General features: G+C 32.8%; 14 protein-coding genes, 1 tRNA gene and 1 pseudogene. 12 read left to right on the plus strand and 4 right to left on the minus strand.

Features of this window, described 5'->3' with window-relative positions:
* Nucleotides 1-338: 338 nt before the first annotated feature.
* Nucleotides 339-851 (plus strand): RNA polymerase sigma factor, encoded by a 513-nt coding sequence (locus tag E5Z56_RS06740; RefSeq protein WP_138157142.1) that lies wholly within the window; start codon nucleotides 339-341, stop codon nucleotides 849-851.
* Complete coding sequence (locus E5Z56_RS06745; protein ID WP_138157144.1) at nucleotides 823-1,794, plus strand: hypothetical protein; 972 nt, start codon at nucleotides 823-825, stop codon at nucleotides 1,792-1,794. Before E5Z56_RS06740 ends, E5Z56_RS06745 begins: the two co-directional genes overlap by 29 nt.
* 69 nt (nucleotides 1,795-1,863) lie before the next feature.
* Here E5Z56_RS06745 and E5Z56_RS06750 read toward each other — a convergent pair whose 3' ends face one another.
* Both E5Z56_RS06750 and E5Z56_RS06755 read right to left on the minus strand, forming a co-directional pair.
* Complete coding sequence (locus E5Z56_RS06750; RefSeq protein WP_138157145.1) at nucleotides 1,864-2,475, minus strand: phosphoribosylanthranilate isomerase; 612 nt, start codon at nucleotides 2,473-2,475, stop codon at nucleotides 1,864-1,866.
* A 58-nt stretch (nucleotides 2,476-2,533) separates the two neighbouring features.
* Entirely contained in the window at nucleotides 2,534-3,028 is a 495-nt protein-coding gene (locus tag E5Z56_RS06755) for a YcxB family protein (protein ID WP_138157147.1), read from the minus strand.
* A gap of 123 nt (nucleotides 3,029-3,151) precedes the next feature.
* On the opposite strand from E5Z56_RS06755, the gene E5Z56_RS06760 reads away from it, so the two are divergent.
* From E5Z56_RS06760 to E5Z56_RS06785, 6 genes are all read left to right on the plus strand, one after another.
* A complete protein-coding gene (locus tag E5Z56_RS06760; protein WP_138157149.1) occupies nucleotides 3,152-3,331 on the plus strand; it encodes a DUF951 domain-containing protein in 180 nt (59 codons plus the stop codon).
* Between the two features lies 1 nt (nucleotide 3,332).
* A complete protein-coding gene (gene prfA / locus E5Z56_RS06765; RefSeq protein ID WP_138157151.1) occupies nucleotides 3,333-4,409 on the plus strand; it encodes a peptide chain release factor 1 in 1,077 nt (358 codons plus the stop codon).
* 1 nt (nucleotide 4,410) lies between these two features.
* On the plus strand, nucleotides 4,411-6,018 hold the full coding sequence (locus E5Z56_RS12070; RefSeq protein ID WP_175405405.1) for an L-threonylcarbamoyladenylate synthase: 1,608 nt from the start codon (nucleotides 4,411-4,413) through the stop codon (nucleotides 6,016-6,018).
* Nucleotides 6,019-6,054: 36 nt separating this feature from the next.
* A complete protein-coding gene (locus E5Z56_RS06775) occupies nucleotides 6,055-6,696 on the plus strand; it encodes a lytic transglycosylase domain-containing protein (protein ID WP_138157153.1) in 642 nt (213 codons plus the stop codon).
* A 7-nt stretch (nucleotides 6,697-6,703) separates the two neighbouring features.
* Entirely contained in the window at nucleotides 6,704-8,098 is a 1,395-nt protein-coding gene (locus E5Z56_RS06780) for an aminopeptidase (RefSeq protein WP_138157155.1), read from the plus strand.
* Between the two features lie 64 nt (nucleotides 8,099-8,162).
* A tRNA-Arg gene (locus E5Z56_RS06785) sits at nucleotides 8,163-8,239 on the plus strand.
* A 435-nt stretch (nucleotides 8,240-8,674) separates the two neighbouring features.
* On the opposite strand, the pseudogene E5Z56_RS12310 reads toward E5Z56_RS06785, so the two are convergent.
* A pseudogene (locus E5Z56_RS12310) lies at nucleotides 8,675-9,645 on the minus strand (IS30 family transposase).
* Nucleotides 9,646-10,392: 747 nt separating this feature from the next.
* Here E5Z56_RS12310 and E5Z56_RS06800 point away from each other — a divergent pair.
* Entirely contained in the window at nucleotides 10,393-10,896 is a 504-nt protein-coding gene (locus tag E5Z56_RS06800) for a helix-turn-helix domain-containing protein (protein ID WP_138157157.1), read from the plus strand.
* A 62-nt stretch (nucleotides 10,897-10,958) separates the two neighbouring features.
* Here the strand turns inward: E5Z56_RS06800 and E5Z56_RS06805 are convergent, their stop codons facing one another.
* On the minus strand, nucleotides 10,959-12,623 hold the full coding sequence (locus E5Z56_RS06805) for a polysaccharide deacetylase family protein (RefSeq protein WP_138157159.1): 1,665 nt from the start codon (nucleotides 12,621-12,623) through the stop codon (nucleotides 10,959-10,961).
* Nucleotides 12,624-13,065: 442 nt separating this feature from the next.
* On the opposite strand from E5Z56_RS06805, the gene E5Z56_RS06810 reads away from it, so the two are divergent.
* The 3 genes from E5Z56_RS06810 to E5Z56_RS06820 are packed head-to-tail and all read left to right on the plus strand — an operon-like array spanning nucleotide 13,066 to nucleotide 15,218.
* The gene (locus E5Z56_RS06810; RefSeq protein ID WP_138157161.1) at nucleotides 13,066-13,893 is read left to right on the plus strand and encodes a hypothetical protein; all 828 of its coding nucleotides are present in this window, start codon (nucleotides 13,066-13,068) and stop codon (nucleotides 13,891-13,893) included.
* Between the two features lie 36 nt (nucleotides 13,894-13,929).
* Nucleotides 13,930-14,856, plus strand: coding sequence for a hypothetical protein (locus tag E5Z56_RS06815; protein ID WP_138157162.1), 927 nt, complete (start codon nucleotides 13,930-13,932; stop codon nucleotides 14,854-14,856).
* Nucleotides 14,856-15,218 carry an endonuclease domain-containing protein gene (locus E5Z56_RS06820; RefSeq protein ID WP_138157164.1) on the plus strand — a complete coding sequence of 121 codons (363 nt, stop codon included), beginning with the start codon at nucleotides 14,856-14,858 and terminating at the stop codon, nucleotides 15,216-15,218. Before E5Z56_RS06815 ends, E5Z56_RS06820 begins: the two co-directional genes overlap by 1 nt.
* Nucleotides 15,219-15,271: the final 53 nt, after the last annotated feature.

Genomic DNA, 15,271 nt, shown 5'->3' on the forward strand with positions numbered 1-15,271 from the left:
TTATGCTACAAAATAGTGTTGTATTATTGATTGTGCAATAACTTGGCATATAAGAGAGAAAGGACATAGTTTACACTTTTAAATATTAAAACATCCCCCACACCCCAAAATTTGCCTTTATGAAGAAACATATTACCAAAGACTATAACTGAATATTACAAGAAAAGTCAGCTTAACTGCTGACTTTTTTAATAAGGATTATACTATAATAATAGAAAGATAGATATAATGCAAAAAATAGAATTGTTTGAATTTAATTGTAGAAAATAAAAATTTTTAAATTTATTGCACTAAAAAGGACTTTTGATTCGTTTTATTTATGAAAGGAGGTTAAGAGATTGTTTAATCCACTTACCAGAGATGATTACAATAAAGTTGTTGAAGAATTCTCCGATATGATTTTTAGAATAGCTTATCAAAACTTATGTAACATTGCTGATGCAGAGGATGTTGTTCAGGAAGTTTTTATTTCTTTGCTAAAGTCAAAGGGTAAAATTTTCAAAGATTCTGAACATTTAAAGTCTTGGCTAATCAGAGTGACAATCAACAAATGCCTTGATGTAAGACGATCTTTTTTCCGAAAAAATACTGTACCTATTGATTCACAGGTGATTTCATATACAGACGAAGAAAAAGTCCTTATGGACGAAATTATGAAACTACCTAAGGACTACCGAAATATTATCTACTTGTATTATTATGAGGGATATAAAATAAAGGAAATTGCAGAAATTCTTGGGAAAAATCAGAACACTATCAGTTCAAAATTACAACGAGGCAGAAATAAGTTGAAGAAAAATCTTATTGAGGGAGGTTATTATAATGAAAGAAATTTACAAGAATGCACTTGATAAAGCAACCCTTCCTAAAGATAGTAAAGAAAATCTTAAAAGCCTTTATGATAAGGTAAATCAGGAGGATAATGTTGTGAGTTTTGAAAAGAAGAGAAATGTTAAGAAACCTTTAGCATTTGTAGCAGCAGGTTTAGTATGTGCAGTAGCAGTTGGCAGTACATTTGCCTTAGGTCAGTTTGACAACAATAAGAGTAGCAAAGACAAAACCAGTGGTAATAGTAACAGTTTTGTACTTAATGTTAATGCAGCAGAAATCAGTAGGAAAACTGCTGATAGTAATAAAGCTAATAGCAAAGATTCACAGGTTTCTCTTGACGGTTCAGGTTGCTATATAGTTAATCAGGGTGGTGATCCCTATACTAATGATGCTGATTGGAACTATGAGTTTACATTCCCAGTTAATTGCAAAGGTAAAAACATTGATGAAATCACCTATACAGTAAGTAAGGGTGATTTAGTTGTATATGCTCATGGTACTGAGAGACCTGAATATTTTGATAAAAATAAAATAGTTGATGAAGTTGAACAGAAAAAATCACAAACTGTAAGCTATAAAAATTTATCTAAATACAAAACTGTTTACTTAGATCTTTATGGTGATTCATCTTCTTTAAGTAAGTCAGAAATTAAAACTTTAGATAAAGGCTTTATGCCTGAATCTAATGATGAACAGTATCAAAAGGCTATGAGCATTTTTATGAAAGACCTAAAAATAACTGTTAAGGCAAAGTTTACTGACGGTACAACAAAGGAAGAAACTATTGTTGGTAGTTCAAAATTTATTTCAAAAGAAGAAAGTGAAGAGTTAGAAAAAAGAATTAGTGAAAGTGAAAATGGCAAAGATGGTGTTGAAGAAACAACAGAAGTAGAGGTTTCTAAAGATAACACAAATGAATCTGAAGAAAAAGTTCTTTACACCGGATTTGAAGTAGCAAAGTAATGTAAACAAAATTACCCAAAATAACCCTATTAAATCATATATTTAAATCCCAAAAAGAGAAAAGTCAGCTTAACGGCTGACTTTTCTTGCATTTGTAACGAACATATTTATTTTTTCTTTGCTTTTACCTATACCGTTTTCATTCTCAACACCGGAAGAAACATCAACACAATCAGGATTTAGAACCTTTATTGCATTAGCTACATTTTCAGGATTTAGTCCACCGGCAAGTATCATCAGCTTATCACTTTTAGGAAAAGTTTTTAATGTGTTCCAATCAAATGTTTTTCCACTTCCCGGTTCTTGAGCATCAAAAACAAAACCTTTTATTTTGTTAATATTTTTGAAATTATCATATTCATCAATATCCTTTACATTAAAGGCTTTCAGTATTGGAATATCAGTATTTTCAATAATACTGTTTTCTAACTTACCATGAATTTGAATGTAGTCAAAACCTAACTTTTCAATTATTTTAACTTGTTCTAAAGTAGGGGAAACTGTAACTGCAACCTTATTAATGTTCTTGTCAAGTGTATTTATAATTTCAGTTGCTTTATTTTCATCTATATTTCTTTTGCTTTTAGGAAAGAACATTACCATTCCTGCAAAGTCAACATTGTTTTCATTTAAGTATTCTGCTTCTTTAGTAGAAGTCAGTCCACAAATTTTAATTTCCATATGTCACCTATTATAAAAAAATCTATGAAAAAAGTCCGTAATAATACGGACTTAATTTTTATTTTGCTTTCTTAAGTAATTTTAACTTTTTCTTATTAATATTACTGTTTTCTAAAATTGACTTTAGGTCAAAGTCTAATACTTCTTTGTCAATTAAGAAACCTTCACCGTCAGTAACGAAGAAGTAGAAGTAATCAGTAGTTTCATAAATACCAAAGAAATCTTCATACTTTACTAAATCTTCACCAAGCAATACACCTTCGTTGTTAAATATGTATTCAACTTCTTTATTTTCAAGTTGGCTAATATCACTTTTAGGCTTTACATAGTAAACCATTGTGATGATAATACCACCGATAATTGCAATAGCCGGATAGATAACTGTAGTAAAGTTAAGTTCAAACTTTCTGTTGTAGATAAATGAACATACAATTACTGCAATACATAGCAAGTAAAGAATTGCCGGTTTTAGAAATGACTTTTTGTTTAGAGTAAATCTCTTAAAGTCGATTATCATATCTTTTGTATAATTAGTTTTGATTTTATATTCCATTTTTTTCACCCAAAGTGATTTTAACACAAAATACTAAATTGTGCAATGCCTTTTCTTGATATATATTGCACATTATGATATAATTATATGAATAAAAATATTGAATAAGGTGGGTGTAAACTTATGGATGTTAGAGTTAATGATAAAATTGAAATGAAAAAAGCTCATCCTTGTCAAAACAAAATTTTTACTGTTACAAGAGTAGGTATGGATTTCAAGATAAGATGTGACAAATGTGGTCACGAAATTATGATACCTCGCAGTAAAGCAGAAAAAAATATTAAGAAGATAATCAGGGAATAATATGTTTGATAAAATTGAAATTTTTAGTAAAAGATATGATGAATTAAATAACAGACTTTATGACCCAACAGTTGCCTCAGATGCAACCAAGTTTAATGAAATTATGAAGGAAGTAAAGTCTATTGAACCAATTGTGCTAAAGTATAGAGAATACAAGAAAGCACAACAGACAATTAAAGATAGCCTTGAAATTTTGGAAACAGAAAAAGACAAGGAAATCAGAGAACTTGCTCAAATGGAAATGGATGAGGCAAAGGACTCACTGGACGGTATTGAGGAAGAATTAAAAATTCTTCTTTTGCCTAAAGACCCTAACGATGAAAGAAATGTTATTATGGAAATTCGTGGTGGTACAGGTGGTGAAGAAAGCTCCCTATTTGCAGGTGATCTTTTCAGAATGTACTCTATGTATGCCGATAAGCATGGTTTTAAGATTGAAATTCTTTCTTCTAACGAAACAGGCTTAGGTGGTTACAAAGAAATTTCCTTTATGGTTAACGGTGAGGGTGCTTACAGTAAGCTAAAGTATGAAAGTGGTACTCACAGAGTTCAGAGAGTACCTGAAACCGAGTCATCAGGCAGAGTTCATACTTCAGCAGTAACTGTTGCAGTTCTTCCTGAAGCAGATGATGTTGAAATTGACATTAACCCTAATGATTTACAGATTGATACATTTCGTTCATCAGGTGCAGGTGGTCAGCATATTAACAAAACTTCATCAGCTATCAGAATTACTCATTTACCTACAGGTATGGTTGTTGAGTGTCAGGACGAAAGAAGTCAGTACAAAAACAAGGACAAAGCCCTAAAGGTTCTAAAGTCAAGACTTCTGAAGATTGAACAAGATAAACAAAATGCAGAGATTTCCGAAAATAGAAAAAGTCAGGTTGGTTCAGGTGACAGAAGTGAAAAAATCAGAACTTACAACTTCCCACAATCAAGAGTAACCGACCACAGAATAGGTCTTACACTTTACAAACTTGACGATATTCTAAACGGTAATATTGATGAGATTATAGATGCTTTGATTGCATACGATAGAGCAGAAAAACTAAAAGAAAGTATGGAAAATAAGTAAAATGGATACTAAATTATTAAAGGATAACATTGAGGATATTTCTATTGCAGCAAAGATTATAAATGAGGGTGGACTTGTTGCTATGCCAACAGAAACTGTTTATGGTTTAGCAGCAGATGCTTTAAACGGAAAGGCAGTTAGAAAGATTTTTCAAGCTAAAGGCAGACCAATGGATAATCCTTTGATAGTCCATGTTTCATCAGCTCAAATGGCTATTGACCTTAAACTTTATAAAGAGTTTATAGCAGATGCCAAGAAGTTGGCTGACAAATTTTGGCCCGGACCTTTGACAATTATTTTGCCAAAGGGTGACTGTATTCCTGATGAGGTTTCAGCAGGACTTGAAACAGTAGCAGTCAGATGCCCTAGTCACAAAACTGCCAGAGCATTAATAGAAAAGTCAGGTAAGCCACTTGCAGCACCATCTGCAAATATTTCAGGTAAACCAAGCCCAACTACTGCAGAACATTGTATCAATGACCTTATGGGTAAGGTTGATGCAATTCTTGATGGTGGTGAATGTGAAGTTGGTGTTGAAAGCACAGTTGTCACTTTAGCAACAAACCCACCAAGACTTTTAAGACCAGGTGGAATTACACTTGAACAGCTTGAAAGTGTATTAGGTGAAGTTGCAGTTGATGATGCAGTTCTTCATAAACTGGCTGAAGGTAAGAAAGCCTCTTCTCCCGGAATGAAGTACAAGCACTATGCACCTAAGGCTCAAGTGTATTTAGTCAGAGGCAACAACTTTGTTGACTTTGTAAACAGAGATATTGATGAAAGTACAGCAGTAGTTTGCTTTGATGAAGATGAAAAATATATTAATGGTGAAACATTCCCTATAGGTTCAAAAACCGATTATAAGTCCCACGCACATAAGATTTTTGATGTACTTAGAAAGATAGATAAAGAAGAAAAAATCAAAAAGGTTTTTGCTCCTTTACCTAGAACAGATGGTGTGTCCCTTGCAGTTTATAACAGATTAATCCGTTCATCAGCTTTTAGAATTTTTAATGCTGATGCTTATGTTTTAGGATTAACAGGACCTACAGGTTCAGGAAAATCTACTATTGCAAAAATGTTTGCACAGTATGGTTTCCACACAGTAGATACAGACAAAATTGCAAGAAATATTATGGAAAAAGGAAGTCCTGTTTTAGCTAAAATCAAGGAAACCTTTGGTGATGATGTGGTTAAAGATAATGTGCTTGATAGAAAGCTACTGGCAAAAAGAGCTTTTGCTGATGAAAATTCAACCAAAAAGCTAAACCAAATCACTCACCCATATATATATGAAAAGGCACTTTTGGAAATAGAGGAATATTCCCACAAAGGTTACGATAAGTTTATATTAGATGCTCCTGTACTTTTTGAAAGTAATGGAGAAAGATTTTGCAACAACACCCTTGCAATTCTCTCTAACCTAGATACCAGAGTAAAGAGAATAATTTCTAGGGATGCTATTACAACAGAACAAGCTATGGATAGGATAAATGCTCAGCATAGTGATGATTTTTACAGAGCAAAGGCTGATTATGTAATTGAAAATAACGGTAGCCTTGATGAAGTAAAGTCACAGGTTGAAAGTGTTGTAAAAGCTATTTTGTAAAATTCGGTATCTAAAACTAAGTAGTAGGTTTATAATATGATTAATAGAAAACCCAAGAGAAAAAGGAAAAAGAGTGGTTGTGCTACCTTAATTTTGTTGGTGTTCTTTACAGCCATAGTTGCCTTAGTTACAGTTTTATGTTTTCATATCTTTGGTGGAAATGATTCTATTAATGACAAGGTAAACGATATTAAAAAAATTCAGTACCCGAAGAAGTATTCACAGATTGTAGAAAAGTACAGTGACCTTTATGGTGTGGATGATAACCTTGTATATGCAGTTATCCGTACTGAAAGTCACTTTAAACCGGATAGTGAGTCCGGTGCAGGTGCAAAAGGTCTGATGCAGATTACTCCGGAATGTTTTGATTTTTTACAGAATAATATTCCTAATGACAACACAAAATACAAAGAGTCTGATTTGTACGACCCTGAAGTGAATATTAAGTTTGGAACATACTTTTTAAGCTATCTGTTAGATAGATATGATAATGTTGAAAATACTGCCGTAGCAGCATATAATGCCGGTTTCGGTGCAGTTGATAATTGGCTAAATGACCCTGAATGTAGTCTTGACGGTAAAACTTTAAGTGTTATAGTTTATCCGGAAACTGAGAATTATGTGGAAAAGGTTGAAAGTGCCAAGAAAATATATATAGAAATATATAAGGAAAGGTAATGATATTATGTCTAATGAAGATTCAAAGACACTAATGGATGAAATCCTAATGTCAGGTAAAAGGAAAATTCACTCAATCAGCAATAGTGAAATTGAAAAAGCTGATGAATTTTGTGAACCATACAAGGATTTCCTAAATAAATCAAGAACAGAAAGAGAAGCTGTTGTTGAAGCAGTTGCTCAGGCTAAAGAAAACGGTTTTGAAGAATATGACCCTGACAGAACTTACTCTGCCGGTGATAAGATTTATATTGTAAACCGTAACAAAGCAGTAGGTCTTGCAGTTATCGGTAGAAAGGGTACAAGAGATGGTGTACTACTTTCTATTGCTCATATTGACTCACCAAGAATTGACTTAAAGCCAAGCCCATTATACGAAAAGGACGGTATGGCTTTATTTAAAACTCATTACTATGGTGGTATCAAGAAGTATCAGTGGACAACAATTCCACTTGCTTTACACGGTAGAGTTTGTAAGACTGACGGTACTTATGTTGATATTTCTGTTGGTGATGATGAAAATGATCCATGTTTCTGCATTACAGATATTCTTCCACATCTAGGTCAAGAACAGGCTAAGAAAACTTTAGGTTCAGCTTTTACAGGTGAAGATCTAAACTGCCTAGTAGGTAGCCGTCCATATAGTGATGAAGATGGTGAACAGGTAAAGCTAAACACAATGAAGTTACTTTATGATAAGTATGGCTTTACTGAAAATGACTTCCTATCAGCAGAACTAACTTTAGTACCTGCTTTTAAGGCTAGAGATATTGGTTTTGACAGAAGTATGATTGGTTCATATGGCCATGATGACAGAGTTTGTGCTTACCCTGCACTAATGGCTATTATTGATGCCGGTATTCCTGACAAGACTTGTATCACTTATCTAACTGATAAAGAAGAAACAGGTTCTGATGGTAACACAGGTATGCAGAGTGACTTCCTAAGATACTTTATCTATGACCTAGCTAAGTCTGAGGGTGAAGAAGGCTATAGAGTTCTTTCAAAGAGTAAGTGTCTATCAGCTGATGTTAATGCAGCAGTTGACCCAACTTATGAAAGTTGTTTTGAACCAAAGAACTGTTCATACATTAATGAAGGCGTTGTAATTTCTAAATATACAGGTGCTAGAGGTAAAAGTGGCACAAGTGATGCCTCAGCTGAATATATGGGTGAAGTTCGTTCAATGCTTGAAAGCAACAATATTATTTGGCAAGTTGGTGAACTTGGCAAGGTTGACCTTGGTGGTGGTGGTACTATCGCTAAGTATGTTGCTAATATGAATGTTGATGTAGTTGACCTTGGTGTGCCTGTACTTTCTATGCATGCTCCATTTGAAATCGTAAGTAAAGTTGATGTTTATATGGCTTATTTAGCTTTTTTACATTTCTTTATGGATTAAGGGTTGATTTTTTTAAAAAGATGTGTTATTATATATGGGCAGTCGAAAATGACTGCCCTGAAATGCGCTGATAGCTCAGCTGGATAGAGTGACTGGCTACGAACCAGTAGGTCGGGGGTTCGAGTCCCTTTCAGCGCGCCACGCCTTGGAAACTTAGTTTCCAAGGCTTTTCTTTTGTTTTTTATTTTTAATTTTGAATGTAGAAAAAGGAATGCCTGTTTCACAAATTAGGGTTTGTCTTTTTAATTTTAGTTGTGGTGTTAAGGCATATTTCTTTTAAATTCAATCGGCTATAAACATAAATTTATAGTGAGAATATATACCTTAAAATAATATGAAACTATGACTCACAGGTGTAGGGTCCACCATTGGTGGACCGAGCAAATCAGCCTTTATAGAGGTACATTGCCCTATATAGCAAGTGATAATTTCTAGTTTCTACATAGGACAAAGTTACATAATATATTTTACTATTAAACGGGCGAACAGTGTTCGCCCCTACGACTGTAAGCCTATAGTTTGTTGTTATTTTGTCCTATGTAGTTACCTTGAATTTGTACATATTCGCCAGTCTCCTTAGATTGTCAAACCAAGTGCAACACTTTGATTAAAATAGTCAATAGGTGAAAGAAGGTCTAAACATTTTCTAGGTCTATTATTGATTTTATCAAGGACTGCATCAAGTTGTGCTCTTGTGACTTTTCTGAAATCAGTACCTCTTGGAAAGAAAAATCTTAATAGTCCATTGATATTTTCATTTGAACCTCGTTGCCAAGGAGCATGAACATCTGCAAAATATATTTCTAAATCTAAATCTTTTTCAATATCAGCATATCCGTTAAATTCAGAACCATTATCTAAAGTTAATGTAAGTGGCTTGATTTTTAAAGAAGCTTTTCAAAAGCTTCTCTAAAAGCTGAATTAATTGATGAAATAGATTTATCTTTACAGGTAGCAGCTACAAGAAATCTTGATTTTCTATCAATAGCAGTAACAAGATAGCCTTTTCCAACTGAACCGTAAATTGTATCTCCCTCATAATCACCAAATCTTCCTCTCTCATCAATTACAGAATCACGATTATGAATTGATTTTTTCAGAATGTTTAGTGTAGGTCTTACGCTCAGTTCTGTAAGGTTTTCCTCTTCTTCTAAGATGTGATGCAGGTGAAATACCGGGAATAATTTGGAACGAATTGCACGATAAATAGAAGAAAAGAAATCTTTATATTATGATTTAAATTCCATTTATCGGCTATTATTTCGGTGACCAAAAGGAATGTAATTTATCAAATACATAATTATATATATCTGTGTATATGAGTAAATTATTTTTCTATGACAATCCTTTCTTCTTACTAAATATTTTACATGTGCGCCCCAAGAATGATAGTGTTTGCGTTTTTTACTAAAATTCCGTTTTAATTCTCTGCTGATTGTAGAAGGACTTCGTTCAAGTATTTTTGCAATTTTTCTTATGCTATATCCTTTCCAGTAAAATTCTTGTAGACATTCTCTTTCAATTAGTGTAAGATGTGTATATGACAATATGATTACCTCCGTATTATGTTTGGTGTTGCAACTACATTTTACACGTTGGTTTTCATATTGTCTATTTTTTTAGTGTTGCACTTGTTATTATAATCTACCCTCCCTTGTGTAAAGGGAGATGTTTTGCGTATGCAAAACAGAGGGATTGTCACGGTAGATTGTGTTCTCTATATAAAATGTGTACGATTAGATAAAAGTTATCTATCGAATAAAATTGATATAGTAAATAGTATGTACTATAACAATCCCTCAGTCGCTCTTTAAGAGTAAATTGTCATTCTTCCAATTTACGAGCGACAGCTCCCTTTACACAAGGGAGCCTTATTTGCTAAAATTTAACACTTTACATCTAGTACCACAAACCCAAATTTATCATTCTCACCTTTACCAACAGACAAAATTGAAAAAACCAAATTTGCAAAATTAATTTATCGTAACGCAGAAACAAAATTGAAAAACCTAATTTGTCAAAGTATTTTATAGAATAGAACAATAAAAAATTCAAAATACAAATATCAATACCAATGAATATAACAACAACAAAATGTAAAAATAATGATATGTATATGCAATATTTACTATATGAAAATAAACAAATGTGCAGTAATATATATAAATGAATTTTAAATTAGATTGCTGATTTATTATTTGTTTTCTTTTTAGTACGATAACATTGACAACTAAAAAGATATTTGTTAACATAGTGATGTAGGATTGTTTACTATGTAAAAGGAAGAGTGGTTTATGATGGACGAAAAATTTTTACATGACACCGGTGTAGAGGTTATGCGTGTTGTAAAAACAACACTAAAGGCTTACCGTACATTCAGCAAACTTTCTGTAGAAGGGGAAAAGGTAAGCGTTTGTGGTTTACAGATTTTAACAACACTAAGATACTATCCGGAGTTAAACACAGTTAGTGACCTTGCAGATAGCCTAGAGTTTAGCAAAGGCCTAATTTCAAGAGAAGTAGAAACTTTAAGAAAAGGTAACTATGTAACTACCTCAGTTGATGAAAAGAATAGAAGAGTTCTAAGAATTTTCATTAATAAAGAAGTTGCAGAACCTGTTATTCTTAAGCGAAAGGAAAAATTATTTAACCTAATTCATCAAGTTACAGATGGTATTGCTGATGAGGATATTGAAAAGTATAGAGAATTAAATAAGATTTTCCTTGATAAGGTAACTAAAGTCGATTTTGATAAAGAAGTTGATACTTCTAACTTCGATTTACAGAAGTTTATTTAAAATTAAAATTTTTTCAAACAAAAAAGGAGTGACCGTTTTGGCCACTCCTTAATTCTTTTGTTTTAGTCAACAGTAGGTGTTGTATTATTTGTCATATCATTTTGATTGTTTGCTGCTGTTGTACTTGTTGTATTGTTTGAGTTGTTACTTTGGTTTGTATTGAACTCAGTTTGGTTACTGTTTGTATTACTGTTGTTTCTCTTTTGAGAATAGTTTGTTGTAGGGTAGAAACAAGAATATGTTTCACCATTTTTCATAGTTGTGTTTCTGTAGTAAGCAAGTTCAGAAACAGTAACCAGCTGATAACCCTTTTTATCAAGATACTTAACAATGTTTGCAACTGCCTTTGGAGTTGAGTCTTGAATATCGTGCATTAGAACAATGTCGCCATCAAGGTTCTGACCTTTCTTGAATACACTCTTAATTGCATTAAATGTAGCCTGACTGCTCTTTGTACTCCAGTCTAGAGTATCAATTGACCATAGGATAATAGGGTTAATGTTTTCAGTTTCATATACATTAGAAGTAATACCACCCGGACAACGGAAAACAGTAGGATATTCACCGATTACTTTCTTAATAGCCTCATTTGTCTTGCTCATTTCAGCTCTTTGCTTTTTCTCACTGATGTTACTTGCATATTGGTGATCCCAAGAGTGATTACCGATTTCATGACCGGCATTAAATTCTTGTTGAACAATATCTTCTTCACCTTCAATTCTAGAACCAACTAGGAAGAATGTTGCTCTACCGTTTACACTCTTTAGTGATTTTAGAATTTGCTCTGTGTTACTTGCATCAGGACCATCATCAAATGTAAGTGCTACCATAGGTTTTGTTCTGTCTAGGTTTTTACGGATTTTAGCCTTTTGTTCTGTAACAATAATTTTGCAAGTAGCAGAAAGGTTGTTGTATAAAGTACAGGTAACATTAGCCTCACCTTCTCTAAGTGCCTTTACAAAACCCTTATTATCAACAGAAACAATGTGGTCATTGTCTGTAGTGAATGTGTAGCTTGAAGTACCTTCATTTTTATTAAATTCCGGAACAATATTTATTGTACCACCAACACCCATTGTTGTGCGAGCTAAGTTTAGCTTAAAGCTAGTAGGTTCATTAAATATTTGTAGCTTAACTTTCTTTTCAATACCATTGTAACTTGTGATTGTAATAGTTGCATTACCTTTTGATATTGCTTTTATTGTGCCATTCTTATCAATAGTAGCAATATTTTCTTTATCTATATTATATGTATAGAAGTCACTAGGTGTATTTTCACTGTCATCCGGTTTAAAGGTGTAGCTTTCGTTATTAGCCATAACTATTTTTTTAGGTGCAGAGATTTTCTTAGGTGCTGATACAACAGTAATGTCAGCATAATTAGTAATGTCATTATCAGTTGTTACCTTAATAGAACAGTCGCCTTTCTTAAGTGCCACAACTTTGTTACCGGAAACTTTAACAATGCTGTTGTCTGTAGAAGTAAGTTTATAAGTGTTTTTTGCATCCTTAGGAGAAAGAACAACATCAAGAGAAGATTCTTGACCAACACCTAAGGTAATTTCTTTTGTCTTAAAGCTAACTGACTGAGCATTTGTAGTTATGTTCAGCACATTTTTGGCTTCTTCAACAATGTCAACACCATAAAGGGTAAGACCGGCACAAATAACTGAAATGATAGCTAATATTACAAGTATAGTTGTAATAATAATTGATTTCACTTTCATATATAATACTTCCTAAATCGTTTTTCTCTATGATACCACATAATCAGACAAAAATAAACATTTAACACATATTTTTTTAAATTATATTTGTTCTGTAGAAATGTACGCAATTATAATTTTGTTAAAGAATTATCTTATGTATGTTTACAACATGTTCACAATTTAAATTGTGTGAATTTTATGCAAAATATCTATATGTTTTAAATGGTAAATTCTGTTTGTGCATTTTGTAATAAATTAATTATTCTTATTGTGCAACTTTGCTCTTGATTTGATGGTTTTGTGAACTTTTGCATAAATTGTAGCAATTTTGACTATGGAAAAGGTAGAAACTTGGACACATTGTTGAAGAAACAACTAAATTGTAGCATAATAATAAATGTTCCGATAGTTTATGTACGGTTTGTGAACTATCTATTAAAAGGGGAAATAAGGTGGTGCAATGATGGATAACAAAGATGAATTAACCTTTGAACTTCAAAAGGCTCTTGCTGAAAAAGAAATAATGGATAAAGTCAATGTGCGTGTTCGTAGAAAGACCAGTCTAGTGTTGTTATTCATTTCATTTATGAGTTTAATTTTAGTAACATTCGCTTGGTTTACTATTAGTACACTTGCTAATGTTGAAAAGTTAGATATGACTATTGGTACTGCACCGGACCTTAGAATTAGTACAGAAAATCACGGTAGTAACTTTAAACAATATGTAAAGACTGTAACAGGTGCTATGATTGATAAGGAACTAACCGATAGATTTAATACAACAATGAAAGACCAAATTCTTGATCCTGTTACTTCTTCAAACGGTAGAGCATTTAAAAGCAGAAGTGGCAGAGATATGGAAAGAAACAAAAACACTTTCCTAGAATTTGACCTTTACTTAATTTCAACTAAAGATTTAACAGTTCACCTTACTAATGATGCTGACAATGAAAACAGAATCAAAGGTACTCAGGTTTCTACTAAAGAAACAGGTGACAAGGCTGATATTGTTAAGGCAGTTCGCTTTAGCTTTACTAATGAAGAAGGCAGAACTATTATATATGAACCAAACAAAGGTTCAGCAGTTGCAGGTCAAACAACATTTGATTTGTCAAGGCCAATGACTTACAGTGATGCAAACAAGGTTTGTGACCTTAAGAAACTAACTCCACAGAAAGTAACTGTTAGAGTTTGGTTTGAGGGTGAAGACCCTGAATGTGTTAACAAAATCCAAGAATCAACTATGGAAGCAATCCTAACATTCGGTGGGGAAGCTGACGCAGGTTAATTCATAAAATTTACTAAGATAGGGAGGAGATAAAAGTTGTTTAAGAAAAAGAAAAATGAAAATGTGGACTTTACTCCAAGTGACCTTAGTAAATTAACCCAAAAAGGTGCTAGAGAAACCGGTAAGGAAAGTTCCTACGGTGAGTTTAGACAAGCAAGAGATGCTGAAGTCCTAGATAAAACCAGAAGAAGAAAGAGACTTCTGTTTTGGTTAAGTTTACTTTTAATAGCTTTTCTACTTTGCTTGTGGTTACTAATGTTTTGGTGGACAAGAGCCGGTGACCTTGTTATTGATGTTGACCGACTAGCTGACCAAAAGGGTATTATCCTTTCTGAAACTTCAGACTTCAAACATCCTGAAACAGTTTTATCCGGTAAAGGTGTTGATAATGTAACCAACATTACATATGCTTGGCTAACTGATAATATGACAATAGACGGTGATATTTCTTATTTAGATAAATATGTGTCAAGTAAGGATAAGTCCATTGACGGTGGTAGTCATAACGGTGACAGTAACAATAATAAAAAGAAAATTGCCGGTACTAATAACGCCGGTGAAAACTACTTAGCTTATACATTCTATTGTAAGAATGTTGGTAATCAGTCCCTATCTTATGATGCAACTCTTATTAATAAGGGTGCTGCCAAGAGTATGGATGAAGCAGTTAGAATTATTGTTTTCAAAAACGGTAAACCTACTGTTTATGCTCACAAAAAGCATAAAAGTAATGAACCGGAAGACGATAGCAAGTTTATTCCAAAATCACTTAGTTCTAAGGCTTGGATAAATGATAAAGAAATTATGACAACCAAAAGTGAAAACTTTAAGCCAAATCAAGTTGATAAATATACAGTCCTAATGTGGGTTGAGGGTAATGACCCTGAATGTATCAACGAAATCCTTGGTGGCCATATGAAAATGTCTATGACATTCTCAGTTGAGGATGATAAAGAGACATAATGTCACTAGATTATAATTCAAAATTAATCAAAAATGCTATTAATCTTAGAAATAATCTTACACCACAAGAAAGGCACTTATGGTATGATTATTTATCCAAATATCCTATTCGCTTTCAAAGACAAAAGGTAATAGATAATTACATTGTTGATTTCTATTGTGCTAAAGCCCAGTTGGTAATTGAATTGGACGGTAGTCAACATTATAGAGATGATGAGAAGGCAAAGGATGATTTGAGAACAAGGACCCTTGAAAAAATCGGATTGTATGTTTTAAGAATTTCTAACTATGATTTGGACAGAAATTTTCAAGGTGTTTGTACTGAGATAGATAAAGTAGTAAAGATTAGATTGAAAAGATAGTACTGTTTTTCCTTTGTTATGAGTACTAAAGATTAGTGCATATTTAACAAAGG

It is taken from the genome of Ruminococcus bovis, assembly GCF_005601135.1.
Classification (GTDB): Bacteria; Bacillota; Clostridia; order Oscillospirales; family Acutalibacteraceae; genus Ruminococcoides; species Ruminococcoides bovis.